The sequence below is a fragment of the Paenibacillus senegalensis JC66 genome (assembly GCF_000285515.1).
Lineage (GTDB): Bacteria > Bacillota > Bacilli > Paenibacillales > NBRC-103111 > Paenibacillus_L > Paenibacillus_L senegalensis.
On record NZ_HE610957.1, the window covers coordinates 1 to 14,953 of the forward strand.

Annotated in this window: 16 protein-coding genes and 1 pseudogene; 14 read left to right on the forward strand and 3 right to left on the reverse strand. The window is 45.2% G+C overall.

What is annotated here, in order from left to right; translation table 11 throughout:
* Positions 1–203, reverse strand: a pseudogene (locus PSHG_RS00405) (BclA C-terminal domain-containing protein); the annotation flags it as partial.
* Between the two features lie 227 nt (positions 204–430).
* On the opposite strand from PSHG_RS00405, the gene PSHG_RS26190 reads away from it, so the two are divergent.
* From PSHG_RS26190 to PSHG_RS00440, 7 genes are all read left to right on the forward strand, one after another.
* Positions 431–898, forward strand: a complete 468-nt coding sequence (locus PSHG_RS26190) for an rRNA adenine N-6-methyltransferase family protein (protein WP_010267842.1) — start codon at positions 431–433, stop codon at positions 896–898.
* 294 nt (positions 899–1,192) lie between these two features.
* Positions 1,193–1,891, forward strand: coding sequence for a Crp/Fnr family transcriptional regulator (locus PSHG_RS00415; RefSeq protein WP_010267846.1), 699 nt, complete (start codon positions 1,193–1,195; stop codon positions 1,889–1,891).
* A gap of 81 nt (positions 1,892–1,972) precedes the next feature.
* Complete coding sequence (locus PSHG_RS00420; RefSeq protein WP_010267851.1) at positions 1,973–2,146, forward strand: thioredoxin domain-containing protein; 174 nt, start codon at positions 1,973–1,975, stop codon at positions 2,144–2,146.
* Positions 2,147–2,177: 31 nt separating this feature from the next.
* Positions 2,178–3,017: a DNA alkylation repair protein gene (locus tag PSHG_RS00425; protein ID WP_010267853.1), complete on the forward strand. Its 840-nt coding sequence runs from the start codon at positions 2,178–2,180 to the stop codon at positions 3,015–3,017.
* Positions 3,018–3,396: 379 nt separating this feature from the next.
* Positions 3,397–4,104, forward strand: coding sequence for a nicotinamide riboside transporter PnuC (gene pnuC, locus PSHG_RS00430; RefSeq protein WP_081505017.1), 708 nt, complete (start codon positions 3,397–3,399; stop codon positions 4,102–4,104).
* Between the two features lies 1 nt (position 4,105).
* Positions 4,106–4,663 carry a CGNR zinc finger domain-containing protein gene (locus tag PSHG_RS00435; protein ID WP_042121035.1) on the forward strand — a complete coding sequence of 186 codons (558 nt, stop codon included), beginning with the start codon at positions 4,106–4,108 and terminating at the stop codon, positions 4,661–4,663.
* A 158-nt stretch (positions 4,664–4,821) separates the two neighbouring features.
* The gene (locus PSHG_RS00440; RefSeq protein WP_010267860.1) at positions 4,822–5,682 is read left to right on the forward strand and encodes a Gfo/Idh/MocA family protein; all 861 of its coding nucleotides are present in this window, start codon (positions 4,822–4,824) and stop codon (positions 5,680–5,682) included.
* Between the two features lie 79 nt (positions 5,683–5,761).
* Here the strand turns inward: PSHG_RS00440 and PSHG_RS00445 are convergent, their stop codons facing one another.
* Positions 5,762–6,559 (reverse strand): YheC/YheD family protein, encoded by a 798-nt coding sequence (locus PSHG_RS00445; RefSeq protein WP_010267864.1) that lies wholly within the window; start codon positions 6,557–6,559, stop codon positions 5,762–5,764.
* A 174-nt stretch (positions 6,560–6,733) separates the two neighbouring features.
* On the opposite strand from PSHG_RS00445, the gene PSHG_RS00450 reads away from it, so the two are divergent.
* The 7 genes from PSHG_RS00450 (at position 6,734) to PSHG_RS00485 (ending at position 14,133) form a co-directional block, all read left to right on the forward strand.
* Positions 6,734–7,969 carry an AMP-binding protein gene (locus PSHG_RS00450; protein WP_010267866.1) on the forward strand — a complete coding sequence of 412 codons (1,236 nt, stop codon included), beginning with the start codon at positions 6,734–6,736 and terminating at the stop codon, positions 7,967–7,969.
* 499 nt (positions 7,970–8,468) lie between these two features.
* Complete coding sequence (gene sbnA, locus PSHG_RS26195; protein WP_010267867.1) at positions 8,469–9,464, forward strand: 2,3-diaminopropionate biosynthesis protein SbnA; 996 nt, start codon at positions 8,469–8,471, stop codon at positions 9,462–9,464.
* Positions 9,461–10,444: an ornithine cyclodeaminase gene (locus PSHG_RS00460; protein ID WP_010267868.1), complete on the forward strand. Its 984-nt coding sequence runs from the start codon at positions 9,461–9,463 to the stop codon at positions 10,442–10,444. Before sbnA ends, PSHG_RS00460 begins: the two co-directional genes overlap by 4 nt.
* Positions 10,445–10,783: 339 nt before the next feature.
* Positions 10,784–11,155, forward strand: coding sequence for a GntR family transcriptional regulator (locus PSHG_RS00470; protein WP_010267869.1), 372 nt, complete (start codon positions 10,784–10,786; stop codon positions 11,153–11,155).
* Positions 11,152–12,051, forward strand: coding sequence for an ABC transporter ATP-binding protein (locus PSHG_RS00475; protein WP_010267874.1), 900 nt, complete (start codon positions 11,152–11,154; stop codon positions 12,049–12,051). Before PSHG_RS00470 ends, PSHG_RS00475 begins: the two co-directional genes overlap by 4 nt.
* Positions 12,048–12,740, forward strand: coding sequence for a hypothetical protein (locus PSHG_RS00480; protein WP_010267877.1), 693 nt, complete (start codon positions 12,048–12,050; stop codon positions 12,738–12,740). The genes PSHG_RS00475 and PSHG_RS00480 overlap by 4 nt, the downstream gene beginning before the upstream one ends.
* 568 nt (positions 12,741–13,308) lie before the next feature.
* Positions 13,309–14,133, forward strand: coding sequence for a TerC family protein (locus PSHG_RS00485; protein WP_010267881.1), 825 nt, complete (start codon positions 13,309–13,311; stop codon positions 14,131–14,133).
* 113 nt (positions 14,134–14,246) lie between these two features.
* Here PSHG_RS00485 and PSHG_RS00490 read toward each other — a convergent pair whose 3' ends face one another.
* Positions 14,247–14,660 carry a VOC family protein gene (locus tag PSHG_RS00490; protein ID WP_010267884.1) on the reverse strand — a complete coding sequence of 138 codons (414 nt, stop codon included), beginning with the start codon at positions 14,658–14,660 and terminating at the stop codon, positions 14,247–14,249.
* Positions 14,661–14,953: the final 293 nt, after the last annotated feature.

Below are 14,953 nucleotides of genomic sequence, written 5' to 3' on the forward strand. Positions count from 1 at the left end.
ACGAGTACCTCTTGCAGGGTGGCAGGGGGGCCGCTTGCTCCTTGAAGCGTACCTAAAGCAAATTGAATTTTCTCTCCTTCCGCATTGATGATGTGGGCAAGTCCCAACTCCTCCATTGCGATGGAGGACATCAACAGGTTCACTACATCATCCCGCGTCAGCGTTATGTTCGGAGATATGTTCGGAATATTCGGATTGGACAAAGTACAAACCTCCTTATTAATAGAACTGATCTAGTATATGACGATTTACAACTCTGGTAAGGTATGAGAGCCTAATAGGAAGGTAGATTACGCAAATTAGGTGGAAAAATACGGCTGCATTTAGTTTGTTATCGAAAAACAGCTGAGCAGCAAGAGAGGAGGAGAGGAAACAGGAATCCTATTAATATAGAAATTAAACATTTTTATGAGAGATAGTTTCAATCTAGATGGTTGGTTATGCCAAAACTCGGCCCATATACATATTTGAGGGATACAAGGACGCAATCTTTGAGTTTCCCCGCAAGAGTAAACTATCTGCTGTCCATAACCTTGAACTAATTGACGGTGATTTTTTAAAATATCAATTACCTAATGAGAGAAGTTACATAGTTTTTGCCAACATTCCATATTTCATCACAACACGGATTATTGAAAAATTAACAGAGGCAAAAAAGCCACCGGTTGATATATGGATTGTGGTAGAAAAAGGTGCTGCGAAAAGGTTTTTAGGAATTCCATATGAAACCAGGAATTCTTTATTTCTTAAAACAAACTGGGAAATGAAGATTATTTATCATTTTCAAAGAGTAGATTTCCACCCGAAGCCATCTGTTGACTCAGTGTTGCTGCATTTATCACTTAAAAAAATCCAGATCTGGATAGAGCAGATTATAATTCCTTTAAAAAATTTGTAGATCATGCATTAAAATGGACTATTCAGCAATAGGAGTCTTCTGACCAAAAAACAAACTTCAACTGCTTTAAAAAGAGTAAATTTACCACCGCTACAAAGGGATGGAGCAACGCTGTACATCCAATGGCTTTGTCTTTTTTGATGCTATAAGCAATTCCGTCGGTCGTGATACTTGCTAAACCTGCTCATATATTAAAATAGCAAAATAACCCCTCACTTACAAAGTGTCGTAAAAGAGCACGCTAGCGGATCTTATATCCGTTCAATATAGGAACATGGAAGGGAGGAACAATTGATGGATCGCATTCAATATTTGTCGCAGTTTAACCTATTGCGTTCACTCTCCAGGGAAGATTTGATCACTATGGACGAATTGACTTCGATCACAACTTTTCCTAAGCATACGTTCATTCAAACACCAGAAACGTTCACTGAAGGGCTGTACTTTGTGAAAAATGGAAGAGTGCGCCTCTATCAACTAAATCATGAGGGGAAGCAGTTCACTTTGGATATCCTGAGCGAAGGGAACATCTTTGGTGAGTTGGGCGATATTTCATTGGGTACGCGGGGACTATTTATTGAAACAATTGAAGAAAGCGACATATGTGTAATGGACAAAGAGCGGTTCGAGAGCTACCTCATGCAACGTCCGCGATTCATGATGAACATGATGAAAGCCATGAGTGAACGGTTATCTTACATGAGCAGTCTCGTCCAGAATCTGGCCATTGGAAAGCTGCATGATAAAATCATTCATGTTCTGGCAGAACTTTCCGAACGGTTCGGAGTTCGGGAGGAGGGGAATGATTACTGCCGAATTGATATGCTTATTTCCCATCAAGAGATCGCTCACTTGGTAGGAGCATCAAGAGAAGCTGTGTCCGTGGCTCTAAAAGAACTAAAGGAGGCTGGGATGATCCGTACCGGATTCCGTACTGTGGCCATTTGCCGTACTGCTCTCGTGTCAGTGCAAAAGCAAAAATTGCTTAAATGATAGCAACTTGTAAACTAAATTACATCTTTTCATTTCGTCTACCCCGTATCATTAGGAAAATTGACGAAAGGAGTGAAATCGATGAAAATAGGTATTTCGCTTGACGATTATAATGGCAATTCTTCTTGGAAGCTTCCACTTCCCGCAACTTATGTCATTGATCGCGGGAACATTATTCGCCTGGTTTATGTCGAAGCTGACTATAAACGAAGGCTGGAGCCTTCGCAAGTATTGGAGATGCTGGCCTCACTATAAGGCTTGTAATCATGATTGGGGGCTCTATCTCATGCAAAGTAATGACAAGATTTCAATTCCGGATTTTATTTTAAATCGGAAAGGAGCTCGCACAGCCAACGACATTCTTCCCGATGTGATCGGATTATTAAACAGTGGACGAATAGAAAGTGCCAACCTGACCGAATGGTTGGCAGTAGACCATTTAGAGTTGCTTAGGCACGTTCTAGCAGAATATGAGATGTTGCAGCATGCTGATGCGATGCTATCTGTGCTGGAACAAATAAAGAGGCAATCGACGATGAAAGTAATCCCCGCCATTGCGGGCGAATGGTTCAAGCTAATCCGCCTACAGACTGACCAGGATCAGGGGGAGCTGTTCGAGCGATTAGCGGCTCACCGATCGGACAGTGTGCGCTGCTGGGCAGCTTTCGTTGTTGGGTTGGACCCTTCAGAGCTTGAACAGAAGCTGGCAGCCATTCGTCCATTTGCTGCGGATCACCACTTTGGTGTGCGGGAAATCGCTTGGATGGCGGTCCGTGATTCCGTTTCGCAGCAGCTGCAGTTAGCTATTAGCCTGCTAAGCAGTTGGGTACGGGAATCGGATGCTAATCTTCGGCGATTCGCCGTAGAACTGACTCGGCCGCGCGGCGTTTGGGCCAAACATATTGCGGATCTGAAGGACAATCCGGAATGGGGGCTCCCCCTGTTGGAGCCATTGAAAGCTGATCCATCTAAATATGTTCAAGATTCTGTTGCGAATTGGCTGAATGACGCAGCCAAATCACGACCGGATTGGGTTGTCCAAGTATGCCGCACATGGATGGAAGTGTCAGACAACAATGAGACAAAGCGAATTGTAGCGCGGGCGCAAAGAAGTATGAAACACTAAATCAGGGAGCCTCGGTCAATGAGTGATTATAAGAAAATGTTCTGTAACAAACCATTAATAAAATACAGGAACTTTTGGGTGTAACGCGCACTCATTTTTATTCGACACCTTTTTGGAACTTTCCTTAAAAGGTGTTTTTTACTTCTTTTCGACTAATTACGAGCATAATCAAAACAAAATTAGCCGGAAAAGCCTCATAACCACGGGACAACTTGACGGATGAACAACTATGTCCTCGCTGCCGTTCCCTCTCTTTGTTTCGGTGTAACTACCATAATTGACAAAGGTGGTTACATGCAGTATGATACCTTTATAAATCAGGTCAATCCACTTCAATAACTGATTAATTTACTCTGTGGGAAAGTGTACAGGGGGCTGCATGATGTTTGCAAATAAAATTGTTTCTACAATAAAAAGCAAAAAGGAGATAGCAATCACAACTTTGTGTATTGCGTTTTCCATCATTTTTGGTTATTTATCTAATGATTTATGGATTGGGGGTACCATACTTGCTACAGGTTTGATCGGTGCATTTTATGCAAGTGAAGGAAAACGAATTAACTACATTTTAGGCTTGATCAATTACCTTTTAATGGCTTATGTAGCGTACAAAAATCATTTGCATGGAATTTTATTTTTTTACACATTCCTATTTGCGCCGCTTCAAATAATAGGCTTTTTTTCATGGAAGAAGCAATTGAATGCGGATAACACGGTTACCGCAAGAAGATTTACTTTGAAAACAGCACTTTCTATAATTGTCTTAAGTATTGTGTGCAGCTTTATTCTCGGCTATCTATTGAGTTTAATTCCGAATCAGCAGTTATCTTACTTGGATGCAAGTACAAACTGTATCAATTTATTCGGCGTTATATTGATGATTATGCGATACCAGGAAGCGTTTTGGCTGTGGCTAGTCAATAACGTTTTAGATTTAATCATATGGACTTTGGTTTTGCTCAGCAATGGAGAAGGTGCATTTATGATGTTTTGCGCTTCGGTGGGCTTCCTTTTCATAAATATCTACGGAATTATCAAATGGCATAGAAATTCAGCAAATAACGATTTGCAAAAATCAGAAGGGTGAGATGATGGAGTTTCTTTGTATAGACATTATGAATAGTAACAGGGTTGACTGGCAGAATGCTGAAAATGTAAGGGATATGTTGGACGATGAAAAATGGTTAAATGAGCTTTTACAGAAATGGAAGCTAGAGGCTTCTTCACCAATAGATACGGTTTCTCTAAAAAAGCTAAAGGCATTGCGCAAGCAAATGTATGCTATCGTATCCAAATTGAGTAACGGTGATGAACTACAGAGAAACCAGCTTCATGAGGTGAACAACATACTGGAAGACATGTCCACATATATCCGGATGGATTATAAAAACAACGAATTTGCCCTTGAGTACAGTTATAGTGAAAAAGGGTGGTTTTTGGTGATTTGGCATGTCGCCAAATCTTTTGCAGACATGTTATGCAATTACGGCACTACACGGGTTAAGGTATGTCACAATCAGAATTGCGGTTGGGTATTTTATGACCAAAGTAAAAATAAATCACGAAGATGGTGCGATGATAAAGTATGTGGAAATATTATGAAGGTTCGCCGCTTCCGTTCCCGAAAAAAAGCGGAAGAAAATTAAATTATCACATTGAGGTAATGTAAGCGGCTGTTTTACTGCTTTGGAGATTGATTATGGATCGCTTTTTCAGTATGGTATAGGGGACTGGATTAGTCTTTTTATAACTGCTTTTTAGTGCCGGATAAAGTTCCTTGGCTTTGGAAGAAGGAGGAAAATCATTGAAGAAAATAGGGTTTATTGATTACTATTTGGATGAATGGCACGCGAATAACTATCCCAATTGGATTCGGGAGTGCGCCTCTGGCAATGGTCTAGAATGGGATGTGGCTTTTGCATGGGCGGAGAAAGACAAGGAGGACGGCCTTTCATCAAAAGCTTGGTGTGAAGCTCAAAACGTGCAGTGGCTGGACAGTGTCGAAGAACTGGTGCAGCAGTCAGATGCTATTATCGTTCTTTCACCGGATCACCCTGAACATCACGAAAGATTGGCCCAAGAAGCCCTCCGTTCGGGCAAGCCGGTCTACATGGACAAAACATTCTCTCCAGACCTGGCCGCTGGGATCCGGATGTTCGAATTAGCCGAAAGGCACAAGACACCGTTATTTTCCAGTTCCGCACTCAGGTTCGCGACAGAGCTGGCAGCGTTTCCGAATGAACAGGTAAACCGTGAAAGCCTGGAGGCTGTCACCACATCAGGCCCCGGTCAATTTGCTAATTATGCGGTTCACCAGCTGGAAATGATCGTCACGATGATGGGCGTTGGAGCCCAGCAGGTCAAAAGCTTGTCCAGCTCACAGAGCCGGCTGCTCGTCATTGACTACCCTGAGGGTAAGCAAGCAAGCTTGTCCCAAACGGCAAATGCCCCCTTTCAGATTGGGCTGCAATTAAGCAGTGGTGAAGGAATGTTCTTCGCACAATGCTCCGATATATTTCCACGACTGATAGAAGCTATCCTGCGCTTTTTTGAAACAGGAGAAGCCCCGGTGCCAAAGGAAGAAACCTTGGAGATTATGGCGCTGCTGGAAGCGGGGCAGCAGGCTTTAACGACTAGGGATACCTGGATACCTGTGAAAAAATAAAAGAATTCAAATAATTTAACGGGATTAATCATTAATCCCGTTAAATTATTTGCTTAGGTCCCGTCGCGGGACATGGAGTTTAATTTCCTCTCCTTGCCTTTTTGCATGTAAGGCGGTAGCGTCTGCCATTCCATCTGCCATAAGCAATAATTTTTCTTAAGGGACTTTTATCCTTAAGCAGAGTGAACGGACAAATATCCGGACGTGTGTTAACTTCCAGTATCCACGGCTTAAGCTTTCGATCCAGGGCAATATCTAGGCCCAGCTCGTTCAGAGTTCGATTAACCCCGCCTAGCTGATGTGCGGTAAGCAGTGCTATGTGCTTCATTTGCTTGATCAGTCGTCTTGTTTGCTCTTTACCGGCATAGGAACGAATAAGTCGGGATGCGCAATAGATCGAGCCGCCCTGACTGCCATTGGTCACCGCTTTGCGAGGATGGGCGACACGACCAAACATGCCGGTAGGCTCCCATTTTCTGGCCGGATTTTTCTGCACCATGAGCCTGAGGTCAAAAGGGCGTTGTCTATAGCGAAGCAAGCGAATCCCTTTTTGAATGAGGTAGCGTCTGCCTTTCATTCGATCCCTCAAAGCCAGGCAAAGCGCGGAGAGTGAAGAATAGCGGTATACTCTTGTTCCATATTGATACTGATAGCCCCCCTGATGCTTCTCAACCCGCATCACCCCTACGCCCATAGCTCCTTGATCCGGCTTCACATAGACCATCCGGTAACGATTCAGCATGAATTGTAGATTGCCATTGCTAAATGACACAGTCAGTGGAATATGCCGTGCTATTTTCGGCTGTTTAAGTAGAATCCTGGTTTTCTTAAGCTTGCTCCTCATTCTGAGAGGCTTCATCTGCTTGAAGGAGTTCATCTATTTCACTTCCTTTCCTAAGCTCCTCTTTCTACTCAAAAACTGCTCTTACTATCCTATGGAAGTGAAGATGGAGATGAAATGGCCGGACGCCTTTTTGCTTGAATACCCAGGACGATTATCATTAACGGTCATAAAGTATAAAAAAACCATGATGGAAAGGAAGAGGGAAAGATGGAACCGCGGGTCAATTGGCGGCAAGCTTTGCTTCGCGTAGACCGGCTGATGCCAGGACACTTTCCTTGGCTGGGCGGGAAGAACGGAAATTCGGACAAAGACGAGACTCCTTCGTTTTCTTCGTTACCCCTGGTGACAAGCGGAGTGCTGGAGCAGTTTTATTACAACGATTCCAATCCATTGGCCCGCCGCAATGATTTATACACCTATCAAACGTCGGGAACAAGCTCCGGTCATCGCAAAACCATATACTACACCCAAAGAGATGAAGACGAGTACTTGCGAATCAAGCAGGATGTTTTCAGAAAAATATTGGGAGCAGACACCTACAGGAAAGCTCTAGCCGATATGGGAACCGGGCACGCGGCAGCAACTGCCGTTGATGTATTTCGCTGCTTGGGGATGGAGGCGGAGTCCATATCTTTTCAGCAGCCCATTGCGGAGCATGTGGCCTGCTTAACTGAATACCAGCCTGATGTATTGTATACGATGCCATCCATTCTTGATCGTATCCTCCATGCTTCCCCTAATCCACAAGACTATCAAATTAAAAAAGTGATTTTGGTCGGTGAAATTGCAACCCATGCTTGGATACAAAGTGCCGCGAATCGTCTGGGTATAGATAAGACGCAAATCGTCGATACGTACGGGTCGATCGAGGTGGGCACCATTTCTTACTATTGCCATAAGCATGAGCGATATTTGTTTGCAGAAGGCCTGTGGGCTGAAGGGCTGTCCGCGGAAGAAATTGAGGAATCTCTTCCTTCACTTGAGGACAAGGAGGAGAGGGTTCTGGTTTTAACATCAACGGTCCGAGAGGCGTTTCCAGTTATACGCTATGTCACGTATGATGTCGTTCGTGATTTGCGGCCAATCCTAATAGATGGAAACTGGCAGCAGAGCTTTAAATGCATCGTGAAACGGATAGGGCCTGATTTGAAGCATGGTGAAAAAATCAGTATTCATGATATCGAGACCGTAGTGCTGCGGCATTTGAATGAGGCAATTGTGCGGGTGAGCATGGCAAACCGTGTGCTGGTTGTAACTATATATGATCCGAAGGCAACAAATGCTGTGCTCGAGCAAATCCGCAATGAATTGGAAGAGCGTCTGCCGGAAATCGGAATGATGATACGAGCAGGCTTACTGGAGCCGATTCAGGTCATCCGCGGCCATTTTAACGATTCCATGTACAGCCGTGCAGTGAAGAACAAGAAAATACATTATGAGTAGTCAAAAAACAAGGCCGATATAGGAGTCAAGTTGAGGCTGTTGATTATAGTCGGCATCCTGCTTGCCGCTATTGACCTGCGCATATTCGGCGAGGGGTCAAGCGGGGTGACCGAGAAATGTTGGAAGCTGTTTGGGAGCTGTCTGCGAGGTGCCTCAGGCAGCCTTCCACCAGCCATCAACCGCGACTCAAACAGCATTCAACCCATTTTAACCAACCTTCAACCAACCTTCAACCAACCATCACCAGCCGTCAACCGCCTCTCAACCAACCGTAAACCACCCATCACCCATCAACCAACTATCAACCAACCATCATTGTGTCTCACAGCCTTCTACCGGATTTCAACCAGTCCTCGGTCGGAGCTCAACCAGTACTCGACCGGATCTCAAGTCTCAACCACGCTACCAACGGCCTGCAACATGGTTCACTGAAAGCTGCCTAACAGTTTTTCAAAGTCAATCGGCAGCCTAAATATTGTCCTTAGTTAAGGAAGAAAGGATGATTCGGGTGGATTTGACCCGTGGTATTGCATCGACGATAGGCTCAACTCCGCTGGTTGAACTGAAGCAGCTATTTGCCGGGTATTCGTTTACCGTATACGGAAAGCTCGAATGGATGAATCCAGCGGGCAGCGCCAAAGACCGCCCGGCCAAGTATATGCTTCAGGAAGCCATACGCCGCGGAGAAATCACACAGAATACGGTCGTGATTGAGTCAAGCTCCGGCAATTTGGGCATTAGTCTAGCCCAATTATGCTGTTATTTGGAACTGCGCTTTATTTGTGTAATTGACCCGCGGACAACCAAGCAGCACCGCCGTATCATAGAGAGTTTCGGGGGAGAGCTCGAGCTGGTGCAGCTGCCCGACCGGGATACGGGAGAGTACTTGCCGGCTAGAATTCAAAGGGTGCAGGAGCTGCTCAGGCGCTTTCCGGATTCGTATTGGACGAATCAGTACGAAAATCCGGATAACTATAAAGCTCATAAGGAAACGATGATGCCGGAGATTGCTCACCAGCTTGGCCAGCCGGATTACATGATTTGCGGTGTCAGCTCTTGCGGGACGATTAGAGGTATTCGCGAATACATCGAGGAACAACGATGGGACACACAGCTTTTAGCAGTCGATGCTGTAGGCAGTGTTATTTTTGGCGGCCCGAAAGGTTCCCGCAAGCTGCCGGGCCTAGGGGCCGGAATTGTTCCAAGGCAGTATAAGCCGGATATCGCAGATCAGGTGGTATATGTAACGGATATGGATTGTGTAAAAGGCTGCCGGGACTTGATGCGGCATGAAGCTATCTTGGCGGGAGCATCTTCCGGCGGCGTTATTTCAGCTGTGCAAAAGCTTGCGCATAGAATACCGTCTGGAGCGAAATGTGTTGTCCTGCTGCCGGATCGGGGAGAACGGTATTTAAACACGATCTATGACGACCAATGGGTTCAACAAGAGCTCGGGTTTGATCGTCCTTTCTACCAAGTGGGGGGAACGCTATGATCTATTTGCATGACGAGCATATCCGCAAGCTGGGAATCAATTGGGAATTGTTGACGAAGAGAATTGAGGAGATCGTGAAGCTGGAGGCAGCAGGAGATTGTGTGCATCCGCTGAAGCCGTATCTGCGTTTCGGCCCTTCGCATAATCGGATTATTGCTATGCCGGCCTATGTGGGCGGCAATATTCGCCGGGCCGGAGTTAAGTGGATTGCCAGCTTCCCGGATAATGTCACTTATGGTCTGCCGCGTGCAAACAATACGATTATTCTTAACCATCCAGATACCGGGGAGCCTACCGCCTTTATCTTCAGCGGGCTATTAAATGCTATCCGTACAGCAGCAGTAAGCGGAGCGATGGTGAAGGCTTGGGATCGTACTCGGAAGATGCCTAAGCTGAAAGTTGGGATCATAGGATGGGGGCCGGTCGGAAGATTGCACCTGGCGATGCTATCCTCGCTGCTTAAGGACAGATTAGAGCAGATAACGCTATACGATTTGCAGGGAATAGATAAAGCTGCGATTCCTGAACCGCTCAGCAGGATAACCAAGGTTGCAAATTCCTGGCAATCGGCTTACCGGGATATGGATGTAGTGGCGACTTGTACGGTTTCGTCTGCCCGCTATATTGATGAACAGCCGAAAAGAGGCTCGCTGCTGCTCAATGTATCCTTACGGGATTACCTTCCCCATAGCGTAGTACAGTTAAAAGGAATCGTTGTGGATGACTGGAGGGAAGTATGCCGTGAGAATACGGACATTGAACTGCTGCACAAGATGTGCGGTTTGCAGGAGCAGGATGTTATCACTTTGATGGATGTACTGGCAGGGGAGAAGAAGGGCTTAGAGCGATTTCAAGCAGAGGATACGATATTTTTTAATCCGATGGGCCTTGGAGTGTTCGACATTGGTCTAGCAGAATACTACGTGAGTCAGGCGGAGCAGCGTGGAGCAGGCATTCTTTTGGAAAAACCGGAATGCTGAACCCTTATACAGATAGGGCCAGGTTAGGGCCGTATTGACTTAGCCTGGTCCTAGCAGGATGCAGCAGTGGACAGTAAAAAGCTACTGCAGGGGGATGCAATAGAGCTGCAGCTTGCTGCTGTTAGCGATATTGGACAAGCCTACATAGAACCGGATATCGCCCGATTCTGCGTTTTATTCAGATTAAGGATTGACAAAAACAATGAATGCTTATATAGTTAGTTACATCACTAACTAACCACTTAACGAATGAACTAGTTAATTTGCCATATGGATCTTTGGGGATAGACTCGGAGATTATAGGGCGCTTGAAAAATTGCATGGCAGGGTGGTGAAAAAATGAGCTTTTTTATTGACGATGACCGCCCGATCTTCGCCCAAATCGCTATCCGGGTTGAGAATGATATCATTGAAGAGATTCTTAAGGAAGAAGATCAGGTGCCATCGACCAATCAGTTTGCCGCCTATTACAACATTAATCCGGCTACGGCCGCCAAGGGGGTTAATCTGTTGGTAGATAAGGGAATTTTATATAAGAAAAGAGGAATCGGCATGTTCGTTGCTGCAGGAGCCCGGTCACGATTGCTTGAGGATCGTAAGAAACAATTTGACGAGCAATATGTAAAGCCGATGCTGCAGGAAGCAGCTAAACTGGGAATAACATCCGGTCAAGTGATTGAATTGATCAGGAAAGGAGAGAGAGGACAATGACAATCATTGCAGAAGTGAACCAATTAAGCAAAAACTACAAACAGGTCAAAGCTGTTGATTCGGTCAGCTTCAAGCTTGAGGAAGGCAAAATTTACGGACTGCTAGGTCGCAATGGTGCTGGGAAGACAACAATCATGCAGATGCTTACCGCACAGATGTTCCCGACGAGTGGCGGGGTTAAGTTATTTGGCGAACACCCGTACGAAAACAATAAAGTGTTAAGTCAGGTTTGTTTTATCAAAGAAAGTCAGAAATATCCCGATTACTTTAACGTAGCGGATGTTCTGGATGTTGCAGCAAGCTTTTTTGAAAATTGGGATGCGAAGTATGCTGATCAGCTAGTTGAGCTTTTTCGCCTGCCGCGCAAAAGAGCCATAAAAAAACTGTCGAGAGGAATGCTGTCTTCCGTCGGCGTCATTATTGGGTTGGCAAGCCGCGCACCGTTAACGATTTTTGATGAGCCTTATCTAGGGCTGGACGCAGTTGCACGAAGCATGTTCTACGACGAGCTGCTCCATGATTATTCGCAAAATCCGCGGACAATTGTGTTATCCACACATTTGATTGATGAGGTGAACCGCTTGCTGGAGCATGTTATTCTGATTGATCAAGGGCGGCTGCTGCTGGATGACGATACGGAATCACTCCGCAATAAGGCCTTCAAAGTAGCAGGCGTTAAAGACAAGGTGGAACAATTTGTAGAGGGGCTGAATGTGGTTAATAATGAGCCGTTTGGCGGGCTGATAACGGCAACCGTGCTGCAGCCTCTGCTGCCTAAGATGAGACAGCTGGCAGCTGAACAGTCTCTGGAAATCGTTCCTCTGTCATTACAAGATCTGATCATTCTGTTGACCAAGCAAAATCCGGATAGCTATAAGGAGGGAGTATCCTCATGAGCCGTACAATCAGTGTGATGCATATGCATTTGAAAAATCGTTGGAGCTGGATCTATATCCCCTTAATCATTTTTGCTTCCAGCTTTGTTGTAAACCTTGCTGTCAGCATCATTGTTAGAAATGAAAGCATTTATACCGGCGGCATTATTTCTGTCATCATTTACATGTTTGTTTCGGGAATTATTGTCATACCGCAAAACTTTCCTTTAGCCCTGGGCTTGGGAACAACGCGGACTGATTTTTTTAAGGGGACGTTACTGACTTCCTTAATCATTAGCGCTGTTACTGCGGTGTTGGTATCTCTGTTGGGAGCGCTTGAACAGCTGTCTGATCGATGGGGGAGCGGACTTTATTTCTTCTTTTATGAATTCGCCGGAGACACAGCTCTGACCCGTTTTCTGATTTATGTCCTGAGCGTATTTCTGATCTATCTGCTCGTATTTTTCGCAGGATTGTTGATCGGCAGCGTATACCTTCGGTTTGGGGCTAAAAGCTTGGTCATCTGCGGCTTATGCGGTTTTCTGGGGCTTACGGTTCTCGGGTATGCCAGTGTGGAATTCAGCTGGTGGGGGCCTATTGCGGAGTGGTTCGTTCAGCAAACTTTTTTGAGCGTTGTATTATGGACTATCCCTCTAACGCTGATCTGCATGATGTGTTCTCTGCTGCTTATCCGCCGGGCCAGTCTTTAAAAAATAGGTGAGATTTTTTGTTTAGAGCATCAGCTAATGGGTAAGTAAAGGATAGGCGCTGTCAAAGTTGGATAGCCTAAGGTTGAACAGCGTTGGACAAAATGAAATGATGACCATATGGCGATATTAATAAAGCGGCACTCATCACTATAGCTTGTCTATCTTTACACCCGATGTAAGAATTATTTTTTAAGCATGTCTTTAACTTCTCGCCAATAAGTGGTATTATTTAAGTATAGATTTTGTCTCCGAAGGGGAGTAGCTTAAGACAGTAAAGTCGTCATTACGAGATAATCTCCGGCTTTACTGGCAACGATTCTGTTGTTAGCGAGACCTTTGCCTGTTCAGGAAAGGTCTCTTTTTTGTGACCTTTACTTAAACAGGTAAAGGTCTTTTTTTATAGATCAGCACTTTAGCATTTTGCATATATCCGGGCGGGTGTTTAATTCAGCAAGTATAGATAAAAACAGCGTTCCTTTGTCTATAATCTGCTGCCGCTTGCGGAAAAATTCGCATTCGCATTAATAAGCAAAATGCTGCAGAAATTTAGCTTACAGGAGGAGTTGCGATGGAATTAGCCGTTTTGCTTGAGTACGGTTGGGTACTGCTTGTTCTAATTGTTTTGGAAGGCCTGCTGGCTGCCGATAACGCGCTGGTTTTGGCCATTATGGTTAAACATTTGCCGGAGAAATCAAGAAAGAAAGCTTTATTTTACGGGTTGGCCGGAGCTTTTATTTTCCGTTTGCTATCCTTGTTTGCCATATCGTTCCTTGTAGGTGTTTGGCAGGTTCAAGCGATCGGAGCGCTTTATTTATTGTTTATCGCTATCAATCACATAGTTCGTAAAGTGGTGGCCCATAAATCGACTCCCCGCGTGAAAGCGGCCAAAGCCGTGGCAAATAAAACCAAGGAACCAGGGTTTTGGGCGACAGTACTTAAGGTTGAGCTGGCCGACATCGCCTTTGCAGTGGATTCCATACTGGCGGCTGTCGCTCTGGCGGTCGTGCTGCCGGAAACACCCCTTCCCCATATTGGCGGGATGGATGGAGGCCACTTTATCGTCATATTCCTCGGAGGCTTTATTGGCTTGATCATTATGCGTTTTGCCGCGAATCTGTTCGTCAACCTGCTGCATAAGAAACCGGGATTGGAAATTGCCGCTTTCGTCATTGTTGGGTGGGTAGGAGTGAAGCTGGCGGTTTATACCTTATCACACCCGTCCCTTGGGTTCATTCCCGAAAGCTTCGCCCACAGCACGGCTTGGAAGCTTACTTTCTATCTCGTCCTGGTTGTTATTGCTCTTGCCGGCTGGTTTTTATCCAAAGATCATCCTGCAGACGAGCATGATACCCATCCCGAGGTAGAGGATGCGGATCCGAAGCCAGCGAATTAATGGAATGACATCCATCATTCTAAAAAATCAAGCTGTAACCATTGTATGGCTGCAGCTTGATTTTTGTGTATATACAGTAATATTTCATCTGATAGGCACGGCCTCCACAACGATTACGCGGACAGCTCCGCTTCCGTCGAGATCTGGAAGGTGATGCCAAATTTATCCGTCACATCGGCATAGCCCGGACTGAATGAGGTGGCTTTCAAAGCCATATTGACCGTGCCTTCCTGGATCAATGCTTCATAAATCTGCTCACACTGCTCCAGGGAGGAAAACGTTAGGCAAATGGATACTTGCTTTCCTTGGGGAACGGGATTAGGCGAGTCAGAAATCATAAGTTCGGTTCCTTGGATACGTAAACGGGAATGGGCGACCAATTCTTTCCATTCGACGGGTAATTCATCCGGCATATCGCCATAAGTCATCAGTTCCACAATTTCTGCATTAAAGGTCTCCTTATAGAAGGAAATGGCTTGCTTGGCCGTTCCGTTAAAGGAGAGGTAGGGACATAGCTGAAATGCCAAGAAAAAAACCTCCTTTGAGTGATTGCATTTAGATAAGCCTTTGACTAATTCGTTTTTCACCCACTAGCAGCAGCATGATACGGTCAGAGATGTCAGTTTAAGACATTCGTAAATCCGTAACTTGATTCATTACCGGAATGGCGGGGTTTATGCAAGGGTGCTGTGGTGGTGCTGATTTCAAGTATAGCAGCTAAGCGCATGTCTTATTTCTTTTTATTTGCGGTACTTTTTTTTGTCCGTTATTTAAGAGCTGAGGCAAAGGCAACAGGTAAAAAGAGGGGAAGCTGATTTAA

Coding starts and splice junctions, on each gene's coding strand:
- PSHG_RS26190 (WP_010267842.1), top strand. CDS start 431: ATGGTTGGTTATGCCAAAACTCGGCCCATATACATATTTGAGGGATAC.
- PSHG_RS00415 (WP_010267846.1), top strand. CDS start 1,193: ATGGATCGCATTCAATATTTGTCGCAGTTTAACCTATTGCGTTCACTC.
- PSHG_RS00420 (WP_010267851.1), top strand. CDS start 1,973: ATGAAAATAGGTATTTCGCTTGACGATTATAATGGCAATTCTTCTTGG.
- PSHG_RS00425 (WP_010267853.1), top strand. CDS start 2,178: ATGCAAAGTAATGACAAGATTTCAATTCCGGATTTTATTTTAAATCGG.
- pnuC (WP_081505017.1), top strand. CDS start 3,397: ATGATGTTTGCAAATAAAATTGTTTCTACAATAAAAAGCAAAAAGGAG.
- PSHG_RS00435 (WP_042121035.1), top strand. CDS start 4,106: ATGATGGAGTTTCTTTGTATAGACATTATGAATAGTAACAGGGTTGAC.
- PSHG_RS00445 (WP_010267864.1), bottom strand. CDS start 6,559: ATGAACTCCTTCAAGCAGATGAAGCCTCTCAGAATGAGGAGCAAGCTT.
- PSHG_RS00450 (WP_010267866.1), top strand. CDS start 6,734: ATGGAACCGCGGGTCAATTGGCGGCAAGCTTTGCTTCGCGTAGACCGG.
- sbnA (WP_010267867.1), top strand. CDS start 8,469: ATGATTCGGGTGGATTTGACCCGTGGTATTGCATCGACGATAGGCTCA.
- PSHG_RS00460 (WP_010267868.1), top strand. CDS start 9,461: ATGATCTATTTGCATGACGAGCATATCCGCAAGCTGGGAATCAATTGG.
- PSHG_RS00470 (WP_010267869.1), top strand. CDS start 10,784: ATGAGCTTTTTTATTGACGATGACCGCCCGATCTTCGCCCAAATCGCT.
- PSHG_RS00475 (WP_010267874.1), top strand. CDS start 11,152: ATGACAATCATTGCAGAAGTGAACCAATTAAGCAAAAACTACAAACAG.
- PSHG_RS00480 (WP_010267877.1), top strand. CDS start 12,048: ATGAGCCGTACAATCAGTGTGATGCATATGCATTTGAAAAATCGTTGG.
- PSHG_RS00485 (WP_010267881.1), top strand. CDS start 13,309: ATGGAATTAGCCGTTTTGCTTGAGTACGGTTGGGTACTGCTTGTTCTA.